Source organism: Streptomyces sp. R28, from assembly GCF_041052385.1.
GTDB lineage: Bacteria > Actinomycetota > Actinomycetes > Streptomycetales > Streptomycetaceae > Streptomyces.
Map to the genome: position 1 here is coordinate 80295 of NZ_CP163439.1, position 23520 is coordinate 103814.

General features: G+C 69.9%; 14 protein-coding genes and 2 pseudogenes. 8 read left to right on the plus strand and 8 right to left on the minus strand.

The features are described 5' to 3' along the window. A complete protein-coding gene (locus AB5J49_RS00375) occupies positions 1 to 318 on the plus strand; it encodes a hypothetical protein (RefSeq protein WP_369166431.1) in 318 nt (105 codons plus the stop codon). 56 nt (positions 319 to 374) lie between these two features. Next, a pseudogene (locus AB5J49_RS00380) lies at positions 375 to 1172 on the plus strand (IS5 family transposase). A 328-nt stretch (positions 1173 to 1500) separates the two neighbouring features. Here the strand turns inward: AB5J49_RS00380 and AB5J49_RS00385 are convergent. Next, positions 1501 to 2838 carry a hypothetical protein gene (locus tag AB5J49_RS00385; protein WP_369166432.1) on the minus strand — a complete coding sequence of 446 codons (1338 nt, stop codon included), beginning with the start codon at positions 2836 to 2838 and terminating at the stop codon, positions 1501 to 1503. A gap of 1159 nt (positions 2839 to 3997) precedes the next feature. On the opposite strand from AB5J49_RS00385, the gene AB5J49_RS00390 reads away from it, so the two are divergent. The 5 genes and pseudogenes from AB5J49_RS00390 to AB5J49_RS00410 all read left to right on the plus strand — a co-directional run. After that, a complete protein-coding gene (locus AB5J49_RS00390) occupies positions 3998 to 5362 on the plus strand; it encodes an acyltransferase domain-containing protein (RefSeq protein WP_369166433.1) in 1365 nt (454 codons plus the stop codon). Further along, positions 5359 to 11091 carry an SDR family oxidoreductase gene (locus AB5J49_RS00395; protein WP_369166434.1) on the plus strand — a complete coding sequence of 1911 codons (5733 nt, stop codon included), beginning with the start codon at positions 5359 to 5361 and terminating at the stop codon, positions 11089 to 11091. Before AB5J49_RS00390 ends, AB5J49_RS00395 begins: the two co-directional genes overlap by 4 nt. Before the next feature lie 27 nt (positions 11092 to 11118). Further along, on the plus strand, positions 11119 to 12984 hold the full coding sequence (locus tag AB5J49_RS00400) for an acyl-CoA dehydrogenase (RefSeq protein ID WP_369166435.1): 1866 nt from the start codon (positions 11119 to 11121) through the stop codon (positions 12982 to 12984). 405 nt (positions 12985 to 13389) lie between these two features. Next, positions 13390 to 14232, plus strand: coding sequence for an SDR family NAD(P)-dependent oxidoreductase (locus tag AB5J49_RS00405; protein ID WP_369166436.1), 843 nt, complete (start codon positions 13390 to 13392; stop codon positions 14230 to 14232). A 182-nt stretch (positions 14233 to 14414) separates the two neighbouring features. Then, positions 14415 to 14636: pseudogene (locus tag AB5J49_RS00410) on the plus strand (acetolactate synthase large subunit); the annotation flags it as partial. Between the two features lie 314 nt (positions 14637 to 14950). Here the strand turns inward: AB5J49_RS00410 and AB5J49_RS00415 are convergent. The 7 genes from AB5J49_RS00415 to AB5J49_RS00445 form a co-directional block, all read right to left on the minus strand. Next, on the minus strand, positions 14951 to 16081 hold the full coding sequence (locus AB5J49_RS00415; RefSeq protein WP_369166437.1) for a hypothetical protein: 1131 nt from the start codon (positions 16079 to 16081) through the stop codon (positions 14951 to 14953). Between the two features lie 184 nt (positions 16082 to 16265). Then, on the minus strand, positions 16266 to 17522 hold the full coding sequence (locus AB5J49_RS00420; protein ID WP_369166438.1) for a prenyltransferase/squalene oxidase repeat-containing protein: 1257 nt from the start codon (positions 17520 to 17522) through the stop codon (positions 16266 to 16268). Further along, positions 17498 to 17929 (minus strand): hypothetical protein, encoded by a 432-nt coding sequence (locus tag AB5J49_RS00425; RefSeq protein ID WP_369166439.1) that lies wholly within the window; start codon positions 17927 to 17929, stop codon positions 17498 to 17500. The genes AB5J49_RS00420 and AB5J49_RS00425 overlap by 25 nt, the downstream gene beginning before the upstream one ends. Beyond that, complete coding sequence (locus AB5J49_RS00430; RefSeq protein ID WP_369166440.1) at positions 17929 to 18909, minus strand: 4-hydroxy-3-methylbut-2-enyl diphosphate reductase; 981 nt, start codon at positions 18907 to 18909, stop codon at positions 17929 to 17931. The genes AB5J49_RS00425 and AB5J49_RS00430 overlap by 1 nt, the downstream gene beginning before the upstream one ends. Continuing rightward, positions 18906 to 19997, minus strand: a complete 1092-nt coding sequence (locus AB5J49_RS00435; protein WP_369166441.1) for a polyprenyl synthetase family protein — start codon at positions 19995 to 19997, stop codon at positions 18906 to 18908. Before AB5J49_RS00435 ends, AB5J49_RS00430 begins: the two co-directional genes overlap by 4 nt. Continuing rightward, positions 19994 to 21130, minus strand: coding sequence for a flavodoxin-dependent (E)-4-hydroxy-3-methylbut-2-enyl-diphosphate synthase (ispG, locus tag AB5J49_RS00440; protein WP_369166442.1), 1137 nt, complete (start codon positions 21128 to 21130; stop codon positions 19994 to 19996). The genes AB5J49_RS00435 and ispG overlap by 4 nt, the downstream gene beginning before the upstream one ends. Further along, the gene (locus tag AB5J49_RS00445; RefSeq protein ID WP_369166443.1) at positions 21127 to 22971 is read right to left on the minus strand and encodes a 1-deoxy-D-xylulose-5-phosphate synthase; all 1845 of its coding nucleotides are present in this window, start codon (positions 22969 to 22971) and stop codon (positions 21127 to 21129) included. Before AB5J49_RS00445 ends, ispG begins: the two co-directional genes overlap by 4 nt. Positions 22972 to 23147: 176 nt before the next feature. On the opposite strand from AB5J49_RS00445, the gene AB5J49_RS00450 reads away from it, so the two are divergent. Next, positions 23148 to 23423 carry a hypothetical protein gene (locus tag AB5J49_RS00450; RefSeq protein WP_369166444.1) on the plus strand — a complete coding sequence of 92 codons (276 nt, stop codon included), beginning with the start codon at positions 23148 to 23150 and terminating at the stop codon, positions 23421 to 23423. Positions 23424 to 23520 lie beyond the last annotated feature (97 nt).

Sequence of the window (23520 nt, forward strand, 5' to 3'; positions counted from 1 at the left end):
ATGGCGAGACGAAAGCGGGAGACGAAGAGGCAACGTCCCTTCGGCATGCCGAAGGGCATCGTCCTGCTCGCGACGCCGGAAGGCTGGCGCCACAGTGTCCTCACCGTGGAAGGCGGAATGCTCTGCGGGCGCCTCGCCGACGTTCCGGTCAACGCCGGACCAGCCGAGGCTCGGGCCGCCGCGGCGGCCATGGTGGTAGGACTTGCACACGACTTCCACGAAGTACGCGTCGACGTGACCTGGGATCCGCCCCGGGAACCCGGGTCCTGGACCGCACAGGTCACCGTTGCCGCGACCCCGCCGAACGTCTTTGGTTAAACGACAAGCTTAGAAGTCATCTCATTTGGATCGGTAGGCTGTCGGTCGTGGTCTCGATCGTTGAGCGGCTGGTGCCGGATGAGTTGTGGGAGCTGTTCCAGCGAGTGGTTCCCGAGGCTCCGTCGCGGCCTCAGGGTGGCGGTCGGCGTCGACACGGTGACCGGGAGGTATTGGCCTCGATCGTGTTCGTGGCCACGTCGGGCTGCACGTGGCAACAGCTGCCGTCCGCGTCGTTCGGGCGTCGGGGGCGACCGCTCACCGGCGCTTTGCCGAGTGGTCGAAGGCCAGGGTGTGGGCCAAGCTCCACCGCGTGGTCCTTGACGAGCTCGGCTCCCGCGGCGAGTTGGACTGGTCCCGCTGCGCGATCGACTCGGTGAACATGCGGGCCCTGAAAAGGGGGATCTGACAGGCCCGAATCCTGTAGACCGGGGCAAATACGGTCGAAGATCCACCTGGTCACCGAGCGGACCGGTCTGCCCCTGTCCGTCGGAATCTCGGGGGCGAATCTCCACGACAGCCAGGCACTGATCCCGCTGGTGAAGGGCATACCGCCGGTTCGCTCTCGTCGCGGACGCCGGCGGCGCAGGCCGGCAAAGCTCCACGCCGACAAGGGATACGACTACGACTACCTGCGGCGATGGTTACGCGGGCGCGGCATCCGGCACCGCATCGCCCGCAAGGGCATCGAGTCCTCGACCCGCCTTGGCCTGCACCGCTGGACCGTAGAGCGCACGATGTCCTGGCTCGCCGGATGCCGCCGACTGCACCGCCGCTACGAGCGCAAAGCCGAGCACTTCCTGGCTTTCACCAGCATCGCCTGCACCCTCATCTGCTACCGCAGACTCACCAAATGAGATGACGTCTAAGCAAAGCACCGCGGCGAGGAATCAGACATCTTCGTGAGACGAAGCCATACGACACCGCCGTGAGACTGCCGCATGACAGCAGGTCAGTGCATCCCCGCACGACACGAGGTGCGAGACCCTGCAGCGGGGTAGCGCCGTTGGAGTGGATTGATGCGAGACCCATGCGCCGGAGGGCAGCACACGCATGCAGGCGCACACAATTCCGACTATGCAAGATCCGTTTGACTGCGCTCTCGGCCACTCGCCCACTGCCCGCCCTGGGGTGTGTGGCGGCACACATGGACTGGAAGGTGACAACCCATCAGGCGCTGGCCGTTCACCGCGACAGACTGGTCGGCTCTGTGATGCGGTCGAGGAGACAGGCGACGTCGGCACGTCGCTGGTATGGGCGCAGGTGCTGGACTGCTGCGGTCAGACGCTGGTCGGCGCGCATGGAGAGGAGGGTGGGGTAGGCGTCGAGGAGAGCCTGCCAGTGGGTGAGAGCGGGCTCGAGGTGACCGAGGCGTAAGTGGGTTTCGGCCAGGCGGGCACGGGTGAGCGCGGCGGGCAGGCGTTCATTCGGGGTGCGCAGGCGCAGGGAAGTGGTCAGAGCGGTGAGGGCGCCGGTGCGGTCCTTGAGGGTGGCGAGGGCCTGAGCGCGTTGGTAGTGCAAGGCCCCGGCCGGGTAACTACTGAAGGGTCCCGGCTCGTCATCGGCCTCGATGTGCAGACGTTCCGCGCGGAGCAGAGCGGCCACAGCGGCGTGCCGGTCGTGGTGGGCGTTGAGCACGGCCAGGTGGACCTGGGTGTAGGCGCGGACGGCGGGCGGGGCGTGCCGGGCGTGCTGGTCGGCCCGTTCGGCGAGGTTCAGGACGGCGGGGGTGTGCTGTCCGAGGTCGTGGGCGTGGGTGGCCATGGTGCGCAGCGCGATGGCGAGGGTGGTGTGGTCGTCGGCGTCAGCGGCGAGGCGGGCGGCGATCTGGTGGTAGTGCTGGGCTAAGGAGTCGTGGCCACTGTCGGCGCACATGGAACCCAGCAGTAGGGCGAGCCGGGCGGTGGCGGCCAATAGGCTGCGGTGCACCTGGGTGTGGGCCGGACGGTGCAAGAGGGGAGCGACCTCGTGGGCGAGGTAGGCGGCCAGGGCGGCGCGCACATGCTGGCCGCCGTACCGGTCGGCCGAGGTGGCGAACACCGAGGCCATGGCCCGCAGTTGCTCCAGATCGCTCTCAGCCGCGCGGCCGGAGTACGCCGGTCCGTCGGGGGCCCCCGGGGTCTCGCTCTGGGTTGACAGGGCGAGTGTGGTGGCCGTGAGGACGCCTGCGCCGAGCACAGCGCGACGGTGCGGGTCGAGTTCGGCCCGGGCAAGGTGGATGAGTTTGCGGGTGGGGTCGGCCTCCCAGGCAGCTTCCACGAGTGGGGCCGGGGCTCGGGTGAGGCCGGCCTCGTGGGCCATGATGCGCCTGCCCAGGCGGCGGGAGAGGCATTCGAGTATCAGAGCAGGCAGCGGGGGCCGGGGCTGGGTGCCCTCCAGCCAGCGCCGCACCGTGGTGAGATGGACGATCAACCTCAGGCCCTGCTCAGCAGCAATGCCCCGGAGGGCGGCGGCGAACTGGGCAGGGCCCCAGCCGGCCGCCTCCAACAAGAGCGTGAGTTGGGTGTTGGCGGTGCGTGGCACGGCTGCCTCCCGGGCGTGCGAACATGCGGCGCTCTTGCCGGTGTCTGAAGGAGGGGTGTCCCCTTGCCGTGCGCCATCGCAACGGTCGCCGGTGCGCTTTGCACACGTCAGGGGACAACCCACGTATTGGTCGTATGCCCCAGGACGCGGGGGGCGATCGCACTGACGCACATTCACCAAGTCGTAAGCGGTGCGTGATCTCTACCCGCTCCGGTCGCGGTCCGGGGCGGCCGAAACGGCGCCGGCTCGCTTCGCGTCGGTGTGCGTCGATGCGCACCGTCCTGACGCCGGCCTTCGCTCCGTGCCTGAAGGAGAGGACGGCGTTGAGCTCCGTGCGGCAGGCCAAAGGCTACCGAAAGCCCTCCCGACAGTGACGGCTTCGGAACTTAAGAAAGGATCTTGCACGGCGGGTTCCCCTTCCGCTCGCACGCCTCGTTCGCGGATGCGTTCGCTGGGCGCGCTACGGCAGTGAAGCGAAGCGATCCGGGGGGAAGCAAGCGTGTGCGACGGGCATATGCGAGACGTCGGTTCCCACCCCCTGTGTCCCACGCACACCCCCGGTGAACCGACGCACACGGGCCGACGAACGACCCCTGTTGGAGGAATTGGCAGGGCACCAGCAGTGCCCGCTGCTGCGGTCCGGGCATGCGCCGGCCTTGCGATCACCCCACCGGCATCGGGAGCAACGCGGCATGCGGCTCGCCGGACGCACCGTGCGGGTGTGAGGTTCCGTGTCCGCGTTTCACAAATTCACCAGGTTGCGAGTTGTGCGACTCGTCTACGGCTTTCATGCCTGGCTCGGCGATACGGGACGGTGCTGAACTGGCATGGCTGCGGCGTGTTGGCGTGAGTTCGGCCCAACAGCGGCTTGTTTCGCTGTGCCCGTGGCGTACCACTCCCCGCTCCATCAGGCGGAAGGACCAGCCGAATGGCGGACTTATCGGCCGCACCGGTTCAGGAAGACGTCACGAACGGCTTCCGGATCCAGCACGGCTCCGGACCCTGTGGGGGCGCAGGAGCTCAGTCGACTCGCGGCCGGGCTGCGGTCGTGAGGTGGTCGCGCTCATCGGGGTGGCTCCTCACGGGATGGTCGTTGCCCGGGCTGCACGTCGCACGAACCTGAACCGCCACAATTGTCCCGTCACAAGGAGTAAGCAGCGTGCCTCGTCGTACCGCTTTCCTTTTCCCCGGTCTCGGAGCGTACTCGCCCGGAATGCTCGCCCAGGCGCGGAAGGACCACACCCAGGTAACCGAGACTCTTGACGAGATCGACCGCCTCTCCGCCGAGCACGGGGTGCCGCCCGTCTCCGAGGTGCTGTTCGGCGCGGCGCCGCCGGCCATCGACGAGATGATGGACCGCCCCGCAGAACTGCTCCAGATGGCCATATTCGGCGCCTCGGTGGCCACGCACCGGCTTCTCGTGGACGCGGGAGTCCGGCCGTACGCTCTCGTGGGTCACAGCTTCGGTGAGATCGCAGCGCTCGTCTGTTCCGGCGCTTTCACACTCAAGGACGGTGTGCGCCTGGTCTGTGCCCGGTCCGAGGCTCTCAAGGAGTGGGAAGGCCGGGGAGCGATGGCCGCTGTCGGGGCCGATGAGGAGCTCGTAGGGCATCTCATCGGTGCCCTCGACGAGTCGGATCTGGTCATCGGATGCGTCAACGGCCCGCGCCAGACGGTCATCAGCGGACCGGTCGACGCGATCGAGCGGGCGGGGAAGGCAGCGGCAGCACTCGATCTCTTCTTCACCCGGCTGTATCTGCCCTATGCCTCGCACCATCCCTCGATGCGGGGTGCCGTGACCCGGTTCATCATGCTGACCGAGGGCATCGGACAGCATCCGATGGACCACCCGGTGATCTCCCCGATCCACGGTCGGCGTTACGCCGACGGCGACGATCTGCTGCGGTTGCTCGGCGAGTGCCTGGTCCTGCCGGTGCGCTTCACCGACACGGTGCGTCAGTTACACGCGCGCGGTGTCACAGGGTACGTCGAGACCGGCGCGCTCAAGGCGCTGACCCGGTGCGCGGAACTGACGGTGCCTGGCATCACCACGTATGCGCCGCTGCTCGATCCGGAACGGGAGAGCGAGGCGCTGCGGTCGGTCATCACGGACTGCGGAGACTCCACTTGGGCGCCCCCTCCCCCTCCTCCCAGCACGCCGGAGGCGGCCCCGGCGCCGGCCGTCGAGGGCGGCGAGGGCGACGAGGTCGACGAGGTCGACGAACACGAGCCTGCCCCGGGCATCCCGGAGCCGGCGTCAGCGGACCGTGAGGCGGTACTCGGCCGGCTGCGCGAACTGTACGGGCAGGCTCTGGAGTACCCGCCAGATCTTCTGACCGCGGACGCGCTCCTGGAAGCCGAGCTCGGCGTGGACTCGCTCAAGCAGACCGCGCTACTTACCCGGGTCGCCGAGGAGTTCAAGCTGACGGAGGGGTCTCGCGGGCTGCGCATTCTCGAGCTGAACTCGCTCGGCGCTATAGCGGACCACGTGATCGCCCACGCAGACGGACAGGCGGTTCGGTGAAGACCGGCCACGGTCCGGGGGACCTCACTGGGAAGGTCGTACTGGTCACAGGTGGGGCGCGGGGCGTGGGGGAAGCGATCAGCCGTGCGTTCGCCGCCCGGGGCGCCCACGTCGTCGTCAACTACTTCCATTCGCGGCAAGAGGCGCCCGCGCTGTTGGAGAGCATCCTCGCCACCGGCGGCTCTGGTGAGTTGATCCGTGCCTCTGTCGCCGTCCGGGCGCAGGTGGAGGACATGTTCAACCAGGTCAAGGCACGACATGGCGGCCTGGACATTCTCGTCAACAACGCGGGGGCCGGGGCTCTCGGGTCTGTCGATGAGATCGACGACCGCTACTGGGAACGAGCCTGGACCGCCGATCTGCGAGGCAGCCTGTGGTGCGCGCAGCAGGCAGCCCGACTGATGGACTCCCGGGGCGGTGGGGCGATCGTCAACGTCTCCTCCATCGGCGGTGGTTCGCTCGTGATGCACGGCTTCAGTGCCTGCGGTACGGCCAAGGCGGCAGTGGAGGCTCTGACCCGCTATCTGGCGGTGGAGTACGCGTCACGCGGCATCCGGGTCAACACCGCGACGTGCGGGGTGCTCGACAGCCCCGTCGTGGACGGTTTCCCCGAGGCGGACCGGTTCAAGGACCGAGTCCGGGAGGCGACACCGCTCGGCGAGCGGCTCGGGCGGGCGGAGGAGGTGGCGGAGGTGGTCGCCTTCCTCGCCTCACCGGCGGCCTCGTGGGTCACTGGACAGAATCTCCTCGCCGACGGCGGCCTGTCGCTCGGCGCGATGCTGTTGGCTCCTGGGCCGGACATGGGGACCCGCGCGCAAACGGGGACCGTCGCGGCCCGGACCGCCGCACCCTCAATCCAGGCCGCGCCTCCTGCCGGTTCAGCAGTTCCACGCGGAGAAGCGGACCGCGCCCGCCAGTCGGAGCAGGCCCCTCACACAGCCTTGGGCCCGGGGACCGAGGCAGAGGACGCGACGCCCGCCGCTGAACCGCTTCCCGCACCCGCGTCGGCCCAGACCAAGGCCCCCTCCCCCACTCCGGCTCCCGGCCCCGCCCCTGACATCGAGCCGGACGCCGAAGCCGTCATCGCCATCGTCGGCATGGCAGCCGTTGTCCCGGGCGCGAACTCACCCGACGAACTGCGCCAGGTACTGGACGGTGAGCACCATATGTTCGGCCGGCCCAGCCGATTCGACGCCGACGCGTTCTACTCGCCCGATCCTGCGGCCGAGGACCGGTCCTACACCCGCGAATCCGGTTTCATCACCGGTTTCGTCCCACACCCAGCCCTGCGAGCCGAGCTCGAACGCGACACCCTGCCGAGCCGCGAGGACACCACGCTCTGGCTGCGGCACGGGCTGCACACGGCGTTGGACGGAGTTACCCGCGCTCCTGGCGACCGCTTCTTCGCCGCGTTCGGATTCACCGCCGACGGCAGCCAGGAACTGGAGGAGCACCTGGTGCGCTCCGGCTATCAACGGCTGTTGGCGGATGAGGCGGCCCAGGGCGACAGCGGCACGTTGCGGGCCGCCCTGGCGGATCACTACCGGCGGGGCGGAACGCCGGCGGCCGAGTGCCTGCCGCACCGCATCGGCCGTAACGCTGTCTCCGGGATCCTCCCCGACGCCACCGAACTGGTCATGGTGGACACCGCCTGCTCCTCCTCCCTCTACAGCATCGATCTGGCCGTCAAGGCGCTGCGCGAAGGGGCATGCTCGATCGCGGTGAGCGGCGGGGCCTTCGGTTACACGGCACGCAACGTCGTGCTGTTCTCCAAACTCAGCGGACTCTCCCGGTCCGGTGAAGTCAGGTCGTTCGACCGCGACGCCAGCGGTGTCCTGTTCTCCGACGGCGCCGGGGTGCTCGTCCTCAAACGCCTGGATCGGGCCCAGAGCGACGGCGACCGGATCCTCGGAGTCGTCGATGGCATCGGGCTCTCGTGCGACGGCAAGGGGAAGGCCATCTACGCGCCCAACCAGGCGGGCCAGGAGATCGCGCTGCGCCGCGCGTACGCCGACAGCCCGTCGGGACCGGAGTCCGTCTCCTGGGTGATCGCGCACGCCACCGGCACTCAAGCCGGTGACAGCACCGAACTTGCCGGCCTGCACCGAGTCGCCGGGCAGGGCCCGCCCGCCCTGCTCTCGTCGAACAAGGCGATCGTCGGCCACACCGGCTGGGCCGCGGGTGCCGTCTCGGTGGTCCAGGCCCTGACCGGACTCGCCCACGGCACCGTCAGCCCCCAGCGCTATCTGCGCGAACCCCTGCCCATCCTGGACGGCAGCCGGTTCACCCCGCCGACGCGGCCCACCGCGCTGCCAGGCGCCCAGCCGCACACCGTCGCGGTCAACGCCTTCGGTTTCGGCGGCACCAACGCCCATCTCGTCATCGGTCAGAAGACCACGGGCCGCCGCTCGCGCACAGCACTGCACACCGACCGCACGGTGGTCGTGGGAACGTCGTACGACCTGCCGGGCGATCCGGATTCCGGAGCCGTCACAGCCTGGCTGCGCGGGACAGGGCCCGCCCCGGAACGCGGCTTCGGTGACGACTACCCGTTGCCGGCATTCGCCGAGGTGCCGATTCCGCCGCCGACACTGCGCAACATGGACCGCACCCAGATCATGCTGCTGCGCGCCTATCACCGGCTGCCCGACCCCGTACGCCAGGTCTGCAACCGACTTCACGACACGACGGGTGTGATCGCGGGACACATGGGGCCGACCCGGCAAGCGATTCACTACGCGCTGCGCTGCTATCTCGGCGACCTGGAGAACACGATCGGATCAGGCCCCGAATTCACACACATATCCAAGAAGGTAAGGGAGTTGGTGCCACCCAGCACCGAGGACTCCTTCCCCGGCATCATGCCCAACATCATCTCGGCCCGGCTGGCGGCGCTGTGCGACTTCCACGGGCTGAGTACGACGATCGACACCGGCCCCGACGCGGCATCCGACGCACTGCGGACCGCCGAGCGACATCTACGGCACGGCAGTCTCGATCTCGCCGTAGTGGCCGGGGTCAACGGCAACTCCACCCCCGAACTCGCCGAAGCCCTGCCCGCCTCCGCCCAACTGGCCGAGGGCGCCTTTCTGCTCGTCCTTGCCCGCGAGTCCACCGCCCACGAACACGGTCTGCCGATCCTGGCCCGGCTGCGCACGACGACCGGCGGGGCCGACCCCTCGACCCGTCCGTCCTGCCGTGTGCCGCTCGCCGACTCCGGCCGTAGCTATCTGGGCGCGGACACCATGACCGCCGTCTTCGCGCACCTCGCCGCCCCGCCCGGGCGGACGACGATCGGCAGCGCAGCCGACTGGGGCACTCAGCTCCACCTCGACAGCACCGACGAGGCCACGCCTCAGCCCTCCACTCCGGCGCTCGAACACTCAAGGCCCAAGGACCCGGCGGCCGCACCTGCGCCGGTGTGGCGGATGGCCCGCCGGCTCGCCCCGGCGCCACCTCGCTCCGTGCGCGAGGCACTTGCGGGAGTGCCGGCGGACAGCATTCTTCTGGTGCCCGATCGTGGCCTTCTCGACGGTGTCCCCCTCCCCGGCACCACCACAGTCGTTCAGGCTCCGCCTCCGCCCGCTCCGGGAACGCCGCTCCCCGATCCCGCCTCACTCGCGGCCCTCCTGCCCACAGGGGAGCGCGGCCACGTCCGGGTGGTCGCGGACCTGGCCGCCACCCGGACCTCGCCGGACGACCTGACCGCGGTGCACCGTCTGCGCACCTTGCACGACCTGGCCTTCCTCGCCGCGCAGCAATGGCACGGCGGCACAGGCGACTCGTACGGGATCCTGCTGCTCGATGCCCTACGGGAAGGTGTGGTTCATCCGTCCGCAGGTCCGTTCACGGGCTTGGTCAAGAGCCTGGCCCGGGAGGCACCGGACGCGGCGGCCTTCGCGGTCCTGACCGACGAGCGGGACACGAAGCGGGGGCTGGCACTTCTCTCCGAGGAGTCCGGCCGTCACCAGGATCTCTCGGTGTCCGTCCACCTCGGAGGCGAACGCCACGCCTACACGCTGGGCTTCGCCGAACCCCGAGCGGCCGTGCAGCCCTCCCTGGGCCGGGACAGCGTCGTGGTGGCCGTCGGCGGAGGCCGGGGCATCACCGCGGAGCTGCTGACAGCCCTGGCCGGTGAGCTCGGCGGCCCACGGATCTACGTGCTGGGCCGGACACCGCCCTCCCCGACCGCCACCGTGGTCTCCCGCGCCGACTTCCTCGCCGCCGAGCGCACCCGCCGTCCGGAGACCGGCCTGGCCGAACTCATCACCGCACACCAACGCTTGAGGGCGGCCGCCGAGACCCGGCGCACCCTCCAACGCCTCGCCGCGCTCTGCGGACCCGACCGGGTCACCCACCTCGCCTGCGACGTGACGGATCCGGCGGCCGTGCAGGCCGCGATGGACAGCGTCCACCGCGCGCACGACCGGATCGACCTGCTGATCAACGCCTCCGGGGTGCACCAGGGCGGCCTGGTACGCACCGCCTCGCTCGAACGGGTCCGCCGGGTCCGCGACACCAAGATCCTCGGCTATCTCAACCTCCACCGCACTCTCGCCGACCGCCCTCCCAGGCGGTGGCACAACATCGGCTCACTGCTCGCGGTACTCGGCTGGCCCGGTGAAGCGGACTACTGCTCCGGCAACGAGCTCCTCAACTGCACGTCCCGCTGGGCCCGTTCGTTCTCCGACGTGGCCGAGACCACCCTGGCCATGGCGTTGTGGGACGAATCCGGTTTCGCCGCCGAGCCGGTGATGCGCGATCTGCTGCGCCGCCAGGCAGCCCTGTCGGGGGTCTCCAATCACGACGGTGTCCGGCTCTACCTCGACGAACTGGCCTCCCACGACCCCGACCCCGAGGTCGTCTACCTCGGCAAGCCCGAATACGCGCTGGTCGTACCGCCGGTGCTGCGGAAGACGGCCGAAGGTTCACTGTCCTTCCGCCCTGATGCGTCCGGCGACGACGGCCATCTGCGCCACCACCTCCTGCGCGGCGAACCCGTCGCCCCCGCTGCCCTGATCGCCGCGCTCGCCTGCGAGGCCGTACGCACCGCGAACACCGGACGAGTGGTCACCGCCCTGCGCGACCTGGCGTTCCGGCTGCCGTTGCGAGCCGAACCGCCGACCGGCCATCAGCTGCGGGCCGGCACCGACGGCACCGTACGCGTCGTCAGCGCGCTGCGGCCTCCGGGAGGCCAAGCTGTCGTACGCGAGCGGCTTCACGCCACGATCACGGCCGAACTCGCCAACCGGCAGCCCCCTGCTCCCTCGGCCGTGACACCCGGGACGGACGGGGGACTTCCCGTCGTACCCCCTTGGTACCGAGAAGGAGGCGGACCGCTGTTCCTGAGCGGTCCCTACGCGTCACTCGACCAGGTACGCGTCCTCGCGCGCCAGGCCACGGCCCGCTTCGCTCCCCGGCTCGATACGTGGGAGGCAAGCTTCTCGCGACCTGGGCTCCCGGTGCTCCTTCTGGACGCGGCCATCCAGCTCCTCTTCCTTCTTCAGGAAGTCGACCCCAGCGCGCCGACGCCGCACACCGTGCGCGCCGCGCCGGTCGGCATCGACCGGGTCGAGCTGTTCACGGACCGCCCGGACGCCGCACTGCTCGCCGCGCACGGCGACGCGATCTCTCTGGTGGCTGACGCCGACTCCGCATCGGCCGACGCGCTCGAGCCGGACGGCACTGTCCTGCTGCGCGTCACCGGACTGACCGTACGCCCCGCCTGATCCCCAGCCGTACCTGCCCACAAGGAGATGGCCGAGATGCTCCTCGCGTCCCTTTCGCCTGCCGCACGCGACGAGATACAGCGGCTCCTGTACGGCCCCTGTGAGCCCTCCTTCGTGTCCGCACTGCACAAGGCACTCGCCGACGGAGCCCGGCCGGACGCCTCGGCGGCCGGCACCGGCCGGGGCGAGCACCTGCTACGCCGCCTGGGCGCGTTGGGTGAGGTGCTGCCGCCGGGCCACGACCCCTTCTCCGACCCCGCACGGCTGGCTGCCGCGCACGCCTGGACGGCGGTCGCCGACCCTCCGCTGTGCCTGGCGGCCCTGGTCCACCACGTGCTCTGCCTGGGTTCCATGGCGCACCTTTCCGACGAACCCGACCGCCTGGCCCCCGAGATGGCGGCGCTGAGGGCCGGGCAGGCCAAGGGCGTGTACCTGATCACCGAGGCAGGCCAGGCGAACAGCCATCTCGCCACCCGGACCCGTGCCGTGTTCGATCCGGTCGGCGGAGGGTTCGTCCTGCACACACCCGATCCGCTCGCCGCCAAGTTCGCCAGCGCGGGAACACTGGACGTCCCGCAGACGGGCGTTGTGCTCGCCCGCCTCTTCACCGGAGAAACCGACCGCGGGGTCTTCGCCTTCGTGGTCCCGCTCACCCATGACGAGGGTCTGCTGCCCGGCATCGAAGTGTCCTCGCCGATCGGCCTGGGCGCCCTGCCCCTCGACTACGTCCAAGTACGGTTCCACCACGTCCGGGTCCCCTACGCCCACTGGCTCTCCGACGGTGCCCGCATCGGCGGCGACGGCACGTTCCACGATCCCGCCGGGTCGCACGAGCTGCGCCTGCAGCGCACCCTGCGCGTGGGGCAGGGCCTGTGGGCGAGCATGCCGGCGATCGCTGCGGCCACCTCCCGGCAGTCCGCCGTGCAGGCCGTCAACTACGCGCGACAGCGGCGCACTCAGGGACGGCTGGCCCCCGGCGTGCCCCTGCTCTCCTACCGGGCCCAGCAGCGCGTGGTCCTGGGTGCCCTGGCCGACGCGTTCGCCCTTACCTGCGCGGCACACGGTGCACGAGAGGTGTGGACCCAATCCCTCTCCGCCCCCACGCAGGCAGAGGGCGGCGAGGCGATGAGCTTCACACCCTGGGCCGCCGTCAGTCGGCCGCTGGCCGCGTACAAGGCCGTCGCCGTGCGCATGGCCGCCCGTATCACCGCCGACTGCCAACACCGCTGCGGCGTCTCCGGCCACCTGGACGTGAACCGGCTCGCCGCCTATCGCGGATTCCACCACGCCTTCGACGCGGCCGGCGGCGACAGCCAGCTCATTCTCTACGACATCGGCCGCGCCCTCGTCGAACAGGGCCCCGTCGCCGCGGAGCCTGACCCACCGCCCGTCGACCCGCCGGTCACCTCGCCCCGGTGGTGGCCCACGGTCCTGCGTCGGCACCAGGAGGAGCTGACGCGCCGCCTGGCCCGTCGGCGCGACGCGGACGCCGCGACCCCGTTCGACGTGTGGAACCCGCTGCTGGAGGAGGCCGGTCTGCTCGGCGAGACCTATGCGACGCGGCTCGTGGCCCAGGACCTGGCCCGGACGCTGGAGGAGACGCGGGACCGCACCCTCGCCCAGGCCCTCGCACCACTGGCCGCGCTGCACGGCGTCACCTCCGCCCACCGCTGGGCCGGACCGCTGCTCACTCTCGGAACGCTCCGACCGCAGAACGTCGAAGCCCTGCCCGCCGTCGCCGAGCGGCTGTGCGACGCGGTCCTGCCGCACCTGCCGCTGCTGACGGAAGCGTTCGCCCACCCCGACGACATCGCGGCGGCACCCCTGGCAGCCACGGACTACAACGCCGCCCTGGAGGCCACGCTGACCTGGACGCGAGGGGAGACGGCATGACCGGCCGCCGCTCGGAGCCCTCGGCACGGGACCACCCGCCGCCCACCGTCCGCAGCGACGCCGCCGTGGTACGAGGCCGGAGTCACCGCCCAATGGATCAGCGAACGTACCGGTGTACTCAAATGCCACGGACCGGGGCGCCCAAGCAGTCCCCTCGTCGGCAAGGGCCGCGAGCACCGACGTCACCGACATGGGCCTGTTGGTCTTCACGACCGTCACCCCCGACGCACTCGGGCAGTCCGATGTGACGTATGGGCACGGCCCGCCGCCCGGAACGCGTCCTCGTGGCGGCGTTCGGTGCCGGCATGACCTGGGGCAGCGCGCTGCTCACCTGGAGCGGAGCGCGCGATCCCCCCTGTTTTCCTCGCATCCCCCGTTCCGATTCGTCGTCAGAAAGGCCCTTCGATGAACGCTCTTGACCTGTTCCGCCTGAACGGCGCACGGGCGCTGGTGACCGGCGCCTCCCGAGGCATCGGCAAGGCCGTCGCCAAGGGCCTCGCCGACGCGGGCTGCGACCTGGCCGTCGCCGCCCGCACCCTGCCCGCCCTCGACGGTACCGTTCGGGCGCTGGAAGACCGGGGCCGGAAAGCCATCGCCCTCGACGGCGACCTCGCCGTACCGGGTGCCGCCGCCGACCTGGTCGACCGGGCCGTCGCCGCACTGGGCGGCCTCGACGTCATCGTGCACAACGCGGGCACCCTGCCCACGGCGCAGGACGGCACCCCACTGATGGCACCGCTACAACACACAGTCCAACAGGACTGGGACACGGTCATCGCCATCAACCTCAACGCCACAGCCGCACTGTGCCGGGCCGCTCACCCACACCTGGCCGACTCGGACCGCGCCAGCCTGATCCTGATGTCCTCCGCCGCCGGACTCGTCGGCACCCCCATGATGGAGGCGTACGCCGCCACCAAGGCCGGCCAACTCTCCCTCACCCGCAGCCTCGCCGTCGGCTGGGCACGCCAGGGAATCCGCGTCAACGCCCTGTGCCCCGGCTGGACCCGTACGGACCTGACAGCTTTCGCCAGCGAGACCGGCCCCCTGTCGGACTGGCTCACCAGCCATGTCCCGCTCGGCCGGTGGGCCACCGCCGACGAGATGGTTGGCGCGACGCTCTTCCTCGCCTCCCCGGCCTCGTCGTTCGTGACCGGACACGCCCTGGTCGTCGACGGCGGGCTCGCGGTACCGGACAGCGGCCTCGCCGGCCACCCCAAGCCGCCTTCCCCCTTCGCCGCCACCTGACCTCGCACTTGAGGACGGGGCTCCCCCGAGGCTGCTAGTGCCGCATCAAGCAACCTTCGCCCCGTCCTACCGGACAGGTCCGCGACAGGGAGCCGTCGGATACGGTCCACGTAGCCTCGCGGGGTGCATTCTCGCGGTCTTGGTGCGTGTACTGCGCTTTGCTCGCCGGCCCGTTATCTACGCCGGTGGTCACCACTCTCATGGCGCGCGGTGCGTTCCCCGATACCCATCCCCTGTATCTGGGCATGCCCGGTATGTACGGCAGCGTCGCAGCGGTGGCCGCGCTCCAGCACGCGGACCTCATCGTCACCCTCGGAGCCCGCTTCGACGACCGAGTCACCGGGGACCTGACCACCTTCGCTCCCGAGGCCGCGGTCATGCACATCGACATCGACCCTGGGGAGACCTCCGCAAACGGAAGTTGTCGGGGGCCGTTGTCGCAGCCGTTGGGGACATCGACCCGCTACCACGGCACGATCAGGCGTCACGCGCCGCCGATCCGATACGGCGGCTGCGGGAAGAGACGGAGCTGGCGGCGGCCGGGAGGTGTCGTTGACAGGACGTTGTCCACGCGCTCGTGGACGGATCCGGGGTTCGGCCGTGCCCTCCCAGCAACCTTGGGGATGCCGGCGGGCCGGCGCGTAGGCGACGGCCTTGTCCAGCACCTCCCAGGCGCATGCAAGCAGGGAGGTCAGCACCGGTGCCGCCGCACCCGGTGCTAGGCCGGCGGGGTCGTGGGTGCGGCGGTCTCAGGAAGTTGCTGCCACCACCAGGCGATCGAGGCAAGCGCGGGCGGTGGCCCGGGGGCGACGTCCGCGGAGGTGGTGTCGACCCAGATCTGCTCCAGCAGCTCCTGGTGTCCGGGTTTCAGCCCACGTCGGTAGTGTGGCATGTGCAGGTGGTATTCCAAGCTTCCCGCGATGAGGCGCCCCAGGTCACGTAGATAGTGCCGCAGTCCGTCTGAAGCCTGTTCCTGGGTGTGGTCCTTCAGCCGTACGAAAAGTGCCATGCCCTGGTTGCTCAGGGCCAGGGCGCGGGCCAGCGCTTCTTGAAGGTCGCCATCGGTCTCGCGGGCCAGCACCTTGACCGCGTTGATGTCGGGCGCGTGACTGGCCTCCTCCTTGGGCCATGAATAGACGTCGTTGTGCAGGCCGATCAGCAAACAGGCCATTTCCGTGAGTGCTCGCACCGGCGGTGTGGCCAGTTCCTCTGCGTCAAGGCGGTAGCCGTGCACGACCTCGCCCAGCGCCGCATAGGCCGGAATGAACGAGGCACCCAGCCGCAGGGTCGCATATTCGTTCAGATCATGTTCCTCGCCATCGTCCAGCAGCGAGCGCTGCCAGGCCCAGCAGAACATCCCACGACGGAAGCCCTCGGCGAACCGGGCCAGCTGCGAGGACGTCGCGTACCGTGAGATTCGGACGATGAGGTCAGCCAGGGCCACGCCCAACGGCGAGCCATCCAGTGGCGCCGCCTCGGGCGCCTCTGCAGGCCGAACCAACTGGGCCAGCCGCACGGTCGCCTTCGCAGCGTCCCTGGCACCGCCGGGCAGGTCGACGTAGTCGTCCATCGCGAAGACCCAGGCGTTGAAGTCCGCAGTGATCTGGAGCTGTTCGAGCGGAGCGTCCGTGTAGTACATCGACGCAAGCCTGCAGATCCACACCGACAAGGCCAGTCGGTCTTGATCCGACGTCTCACTGTCCAGCCTGTGTCGGCGAATCCATGCCGCTGTCCGCTCTTCGACCTGTGGGCCCAGGGGGTTGTGCTCTGTCGGGACCGGACACCACAGGCGTAGCCGCATGTCGCGGCCGTTGGCCTCGCTGGTGGACAAGGAAGCGCCGTCGACCATGCCGTTGTCTCCTCAACTCGGTGTTCTCGCAGCACCCGGCACCAGGCAGGTCATGGCGTGGTGAGGCCGGCTCGGCGCCTTTGTCAGCACTGTCCGGCACATCGCGCTTTCTGCGTTTGCTGAGGGGGCCCAGGGGTGCAGTGGTGGTCAGGACTGATTCGGGTTTTACGTGCGGCAGTGCGGATCAGGGCGCCGGTTCTTCGATTGAGCCCGTGGGGCGAGCTGGCACTGGTTGCTTCGGAGTGGTGATTGGGGGTCGCAGGGCGTCGTGGAGTTGGGTAAAGGCGTTCAGGACATGGGCATCAGTAAGCACCGGGTAGTCGAAGGGCAAGGGGCGTGGGCCGAATTGGTCGGGGGCTGATGTGTAGCCGCCGTCGGTGTTTTGATGGCCAAGGAGGTAGTGCAGCCCACGTCCGAGGGTGTGGCGGTCGCCGGTGCGGGCGATGACAGGCAGGGCGTGTGCGGTGGACACGACGTCGCTTTCCTTGCCCGGGTGGTAGCCCCAGCCGCCGTCGGGATTCTGGGTCTTGGCGAGGTATCCGGCGCTCGCCAAGGTGGCGTTTGCGATGCGTGCGCTCCGGTCCGCGGGGGCCTGGGGTACGTGGCGAAGGGCGTCCAGAATCCGGTGGATGGCGCTGGACCGGCTGCGAGTCCAGCTGTTTTCGAAGGTGCCGTCGTCTCGCTGAGCGGAGAGGAGGAATTCGACGCACTTGTCCAGAAGCGGGGCGTGATCTTGCCAGGAGGCGGACAAGGCCGTGACGGCTCCGGCGGTCATATCGGCCTCGCATTGATGGCCGCGCAGGTAAGTGGGAAATCCTCCACGGGGGTCGGCCATCGCGCCCAGGTACTGCTCCGCCCGGGCGAGTACCTGCCGGTAGCGGGCCGTGTCTGCGATGCGCAGGAATTCGACGCAGACACCTGTGTCGTCGACGTCGGTCTGGGACGTGGTCTCGGTGTACCCCCAGCCACCGTCGCGCTGCTGCAGGCCGGAGATCCGGTCGCCCATCTGGATCAGGAGTGATTGTGGGGCCCCGGCTGCGGCGAGTGCTTTTCCGGCCAGGGCGGTCACAAAGATCTCCTGGCCGGAGATGAAGGGCAGGCCGCCGTCGTTGTTGCGGATCCGGCACAGGGCAGCGATGGCGTTGTGCAGGAGGGGGCTGTCCGGTTGGCAGGTGTGCAGGGCGTGCAGGGCGATCAGGTGGGCGAGCGCGTTCCCCTCCCACACCTGATCGGGGCCGGCAGATTCGAGTCTGCCGGCCAGGTAATTCCGGTCTGCGGTGCTTACGGCAGCGTGTCCTCCGCGTGCATGGCCGTGAAGGATCTTGATCGCACACAGAGACAGCTCGGTCCATGCCGCGTATCCCTGGTAGCGGAGGGTGTGCGCGTCAGTGTTCGTCTCGATGGGCATGACGCCCGTCAGGGACAGCAGCGTGCTGAGCATGAGGCGTTTACGGCCCCGGTGTAGTGCCGGAACTCCTCCAGATAGGCCACTGCCCGGTCCTGCTGTCCGGGGTGTCCCACGGCCGCTTCGACGATCATGGTGTCCATGGGGCTGTCCGGGCAGGCGTTGCGCAGGTAACCCACGAGGCTGTCGTGGACGCTGGGCAGGGTGCCTGTCTTGCGCAGCAGCGACAGCAGTAACGCCGACTCCAGCACGCGGCTGCCACACCGGTCGCGGACCAGGCCGTCCTCTTCGACTTGGCGGATCAGACGGTCACGCAGGCGCATTGCCTGGAGCCGGATGTGCGGTAAGGAGCGGTCTAAGTCCGGCCATGTGCCGTCCGCGTACGCAGGGGGGTTGCTGCCCTCGTCGTGGGAGGGTGCCTCGCGCCCCGTGAAGGTGCTCATCAGTCCGTCCTTTCGGTGGTGTCTGTTGCCTGGCGGATGGGGGCAGTCAGTTCGCGAGGCAGTGCGAAGTGTTGGTGTTCTGTGGTCGTTTCGACGAGTTCGACGTCCTCGTAGCCGTGTGCGGCGAGCCGGCGCAGTACGTCGTCCACCAGGACGTCTGGCACCGAGGCGCCGGAGGTGACGCCGACCGTGGACACCTCCTGAAGCCAGTTCGCGTCGATCTCGTCGGCGGTGTCGATCAGGTGCGCGGCGTTGGCACCGGCCTGCAGAGCGACCTCGACCAGGCGCTGGGAGTTGGAGGAGGTCTGCGAGCCGACCACGAGTACCAGGTCCGCTGCGGCGCCGATCTGCCGCACCGCCAGCTGACGGTTCTGCGTCGCGTAGCAGATGTCGTCGCTGGGCGGGCCGTTGAGGTGGGGAAACCTGGTCTTCAGCGCCTCGACGGTTTCCATCGTCTCGTCCACCGACAGTGTGGTCTGCGAGAGCCAGACGACCTTCGACTCGTCTCGGACCTCGATGCCTCCGACAGCGCCGGGGCCGTCGACCAGAGTGATCCGGGCGGGTGCCTCGCCCAGAGTGCCGATGACTTCCTCGTGCCCCTCGTGGCCGATCAGGAGGATGCTGTAGCCCGCCTCGGCGAAGCGGACCGCTTCCTTGTGCACCTTCGTCACCAGCGGGCACGTCGCGTCGATCGCTGTCAGCTTCCGTGCGGCGGCCTGCTCGTGCACGGACGGAGCGACTCCGTGTGCGGAGAACATGACGACCTGCCCCTCGGGAACCTCGTCCGTCTCGCTGACGAAGACCGCTCCCTTCTTCTCCAGGGACCGCACGACATAGGCGTTGTGGACGATCTCGTGCCGCACGTATACCGGCGGTCCATACAGCTCAAGGGCCTTCTCCACAGCCCGGATCGCGCGGACCACGCCGGCGCAGAAGCCGCGGGGTGAGGCCAGCAGGACGCGTTTGCGCGCCGGCTTCACGACATCCTCCGGGTCACGGTGTCCGCCAGGTGACGCAGGTGCGGGATGGCGTGCGCGCTCAGGGAGGCGGCCGAGTCCAGGGTGTGGAGCACGGCGTGGCGGCGTTGGCCGATGAGTTCTTCGACGTGGGCGCGGGCGCCGGTGACGGTGAGGATGGTGCGGATCTGCGTGGCCTCCGCCTCGGTCAGGCCGGGTCGTCCCAGCAGCCGGTGCAGCAAGGTCTTGTGTGGGGGTGCGGCGTCGCGCAGGGCGAGGGCGGTGAGCAGGGTGTGCTTGCCTTCGCGTAAGTCGTCCAGGCGGGACTTGCCGGTGATGTGCGGGTCGCCGAAGACGCCGAGGAGGTCGTCGCGGAGCTGGAAGGCTTCGCCCAGGGGGAGGGCGTACGCGGACAGTTCGTCCAGCATCGGCCCAGGGGCTCCGGCGAGGGCGGCGCCGATGTGCAGCGGTCGCTCGCAGGTGTACTTGGCGGTCTTGAAGCGGATGATTGTCCGGGCCCGTTCGACGTCATCCGTCGGCTGCCCGCCGGCCGCAACGTCCAGGTACTGGCCGTACAGAACCTCGTCGCGCATGGCGTCCAGTACAGGTAACAATCGCGCCAGTTGGTCTGCGGTGAGGCCGCCTGTGTGGATGAGTTCGTCGGTCCAGGCCAAGGCGAAGTCGCCGACGAGGATGGCGGCGCTGGTGCCGAACCGGTCGGCAACCGGCCCGCAGCGGCCTGCGGCGTGGCGGTCGGCGAAGGCCCGGTGCACGGTGGGCTTGCCGCGGCGGGTGGCGGAGGCGTCCATGACGTCGTCGTGGACGAGGCAGAAGGCGTGGAACATCTCCAGGGCGGCTGCCACTTGGAGCACCGGGCGGGGTGGGGGCGCGGTACCGCCGGCGGCGTGCCAGCCAAGCACACACAGCACGGGACGAAGCCGCTTGCCACCTGCCGTGAGGAAGTCCCTGAGGGCAGCGGGGATTTCGGTGGGCAGCCGGTGTGTGGCGGCGTCGGCCTGCTTGCGCTCCAGGAATTGGGTGAGGATCGTCTCGGCGTGGTCGCGGGCTTGGGGTAGGTCGACTTCGCCCGTGCGGGGTGGTGCGAGGGTCATGCCGGATCGCCTCCCGGGGGAAGGTCGCTGGTGAGGTGGAGGGCCTCGTCGAGGAGTGCTTCGACGATCTTGGATTCGGGGACGGTCTTGATGACCTGGCCGTGGCGGTAGATCTGGCCTTTGCCGTTGCCGCAGGTCACGCCGAGGTCGGCTTCGCGGGATTCGCCGGGCCCGTTGACCACGCAGCCCATGACCGCGATGCGCAGGGGGTGGGGGAAGCCGTCGAAGGCCGCTTCGACCTGGGCGGCGAGGCGGTGGATGTCGACCTGGAGGCGGCCGCAGCCGGGGCAGGAGACGATCTCCAGTTTCCGCGGGCGCAGGCCGAGGGAGGACAGGGTGTGGCAGCCCGCCTTCACCTGCTCCACCGGCGACGTGGACAGCGAGACCCGGATGGTGTCCCCGATCCCCTCGGCCAGCAGGACCCCGAAGGCGACCGCGGACTTGATCGCTCCTTGGAAGGCGGGGCCGGCTTCAGTGACGCCGAGGTGCAGGGGATAGTCGCAGCGTTCGGCGAGCAGCCGGTTGGCGGCGATCATCACGCGCGGGTCGTGGTGCTTGACGGCTATCTTCAGGTCGGTGAAGCCGTGTTCCTCGAACAGGGAGCACTCCCACAGGGCCGATTCGACGAGGGCTTCGGGGGTCGCGCTGCCGTGTTTGGCGAGCAGGCGCGGATCCAGGGAGCCGGCGTTAACTCCGATGCGGATCGGCACCCCGGCCGCGGTGGCGGCCTGGGCGATCTCGCCCACCTTGTCGTCGAACTTCTTGATGTTGCCGGGGTTGACGCGGACCGCCGCGCAGCCGGCTTCCAGGGCGGCGAAGACGTAGCGGGGCTGGAAGTGGATATCGGCGATCACTGGGATCGGGGAGCGGGCGACGATGGTGGGCAGGGCTGCCGCGTCGTCGGCGGAGGGCACCGCGACGCGGACGATGTCACAGCCGGCCGCGGTGACCTCGGCGATCTGCCTCAGGGTGGCGTCCACATCCGCGGTGTTGGTGGTGGTCATCGTCTGCACGCTCACCGGGGCACCGCCGCCCACGGGCACCGCCCCGACGCTCAGCCGGCGGGTGGGGCGGCGACGCCCGGGAATCTGTGGGGCGGGGGTGGCGGGCAGGCCCAGGTCGACGGTGTTCATCGTGGAGTCTCCCGGTCGCTAGAGCACCGGGCGGCCGGTGCGTGCGCGGCCGACAGGGCGTCCAGGGCGGTGCGGGTGATGCCGGGTGCATCGAGTCCGGCCCCGGCCAGCAGCTCGGTGCGGGGGCCGTGCGGGGTGAACGAGCGTGGCAGCCCCAGGGGCACCACCGTCGTAGTGACCCGTTGGGCCTGGCACGTCTGGGTCAGAGCCCAGCCCACCCCGCCGGTGACCACCCCGTCCTCGACGCTGACGACCAGCCGGTGACGGGCCGCCAGCGCGGCCAGCGCCTGATCCACCGGCAGTACCCAGCGCGGGTCGGCGACCGTCACCCCGATGCCCTGCGCCTCCAGCATGGCGGCGGCGTCCAGGGCCGGGGCCGCCAGCGGGCCGAGGGCGACGAGCAGCACATCCAGCGGCCGGAGGTTGGAGCGGTGGAGGATGTCGATCCCGTCCATCCGCGCCAGGGCTGGGATCTCCCTTGTCGCTGCGGCTTTTGGAATACGGAGCGCGGTGGGCCCCCGGTCGTCGGCGACGGCCTCGTGCAGCAACTCTGCAAGACGCTGGGCATCGCGCGGGGCGGCCAGACGCAGTCCCGGCACCGCGGACAGCAGGGACAGGTCCCACATGCCGTGATGGCTGGGCCCGTCCGGGCCCGTGATGCCGGCCCGGTCCAGGACGAAGGTGACCGGCAGCCGGTGCAGGGCGACGTCCATCAGTACTTGGTCGAAGGCCCGGTTCAGGAAGGTGGCATAGACGGCGACCACCGGGTGCAGACCGCCCATGGCCAGCCCGGCGGCCGAGGTGACCGCGTGCTGCTCGGCGATACCGACATCGAAGACCCGGTCGGGGAACCGTTGCTGCATCATGTGGAGGCCGGTCGGCCGCAGCATGGCCGCGGTGATGGCTACCACATCCGGCCGCTCGGCTGCCATGTCGGCCAGTGCGGTGCCGAACACGCTTGTCCACGACGGTCCGCCCGGGCTCACCGGCGCGCCGGTGGCCGGGTCCGCCGGGCCCACGGCGTGCAGGCAGTCCGCCTCGTCCGACTCGGCCGGTCCGTAGCCCCGGCCCTTGACCGTGACCACGTGAACCACCACCGGCCGCCCAACGGCCCGGGCCCGGCGCAGCGCCTTTTCCACCGCGGCGGCATCATGTCCGTCCACCGGTCCGAGATAGGCGAAGCCGAGGTCGGTGAAGATGTTGCGGTGCATCGGGGCGCGGCTGTCGCGCAGGGCGGCCAGGTGCGCGGCCCAGGCGCCGGCGGTCGGTTCGTAGGAGCGGCCGTTGTCGTTGAGTACGACGATCACCGGCCGCTGCGGCGCACCGCCCAGGTTGTTGAGTGCTTCCCAGGCCATGCCGCCGGTGCAGGCGCCGTCCCCGATCACCGCGACCACCGCTCGGTCCTGCTCGCCGGACAGCTGCCGGGCCTTGGCCAGACCGTCCGCGTACGCGAGCGCGGTGGAGGCGTGCGAGTTCTCCACCACGTCGTGCACCGACTCCGCCCGCGAGGGATACCCGGACAGGCCGCCGGCCTGCCGCAGGGAGCCGAACCGCCCGGCCCGGCCCGTGAGCACCTTGTGGACGTACGCCTGGTGGCCGGTGTCGAAGACCAGGGTGTCCCGGGGGGAGTCGAAGACCCGGTGCAGAGCCAGGGTCAGCTCGACCACGCCCAAGTTCGGACCGAGATGCCCGCCCGTCGCGCACACGCGCTCGATCACGAATGAGCGGATGTCCTCGGCGAGGCGCTGTAGCTGCGGCGGGGCAAGGCCCCGCAGGTCCTCCAGGTCCGGGAACCGCAGTTGAGCCTCTCCCTCGATCGACAGGGCAGATGAGCGCGTCATCCCACTGGCCCCCTCAGGAACGGAAAGCAGTACGGGAACGGGCGCGGCCGAACCGGCCGGCGCCAGGCAAGGTGCTGCAGCAACGAGCAGCGAAGGCCAGTTCAGCACTGCGGCCTGCGGTCCCAACAGGCGTACCGGCAACGGATTGCGCACGCAGCAAGCCGTCTAGTGAATTTGTGAAACGTGTGGGCGGACGGATGCGGCTGCCGCACGCCATGACCCGCCACGGCATCCTGATGCTCCTGGTGCCGGTGATGCGTGCCCGGCGCCGACGGCCCACCGGACGGCGTTCGGCGATATCCCCCGCACGCTCGCGACTCCGCCGCGCCGGTCGGCTGCCCGCCCGTGTGCGCGACCACACCGGGGGTATGCGCCACGCGCAGGGGGTGGGAACCGACGTCCCGCATATGCCGGTCGCGCACGCTTACGCCCGGCCGGACCTCTTCGCTTGACTGCACCCCGAGCCCGGCCCCCAGACAGTACGCATGAGCGGAAGGGGAACCTGCCCGTGCAAGATCCCTTCTTAGTCGCCGACATCCTGTCCCCGCG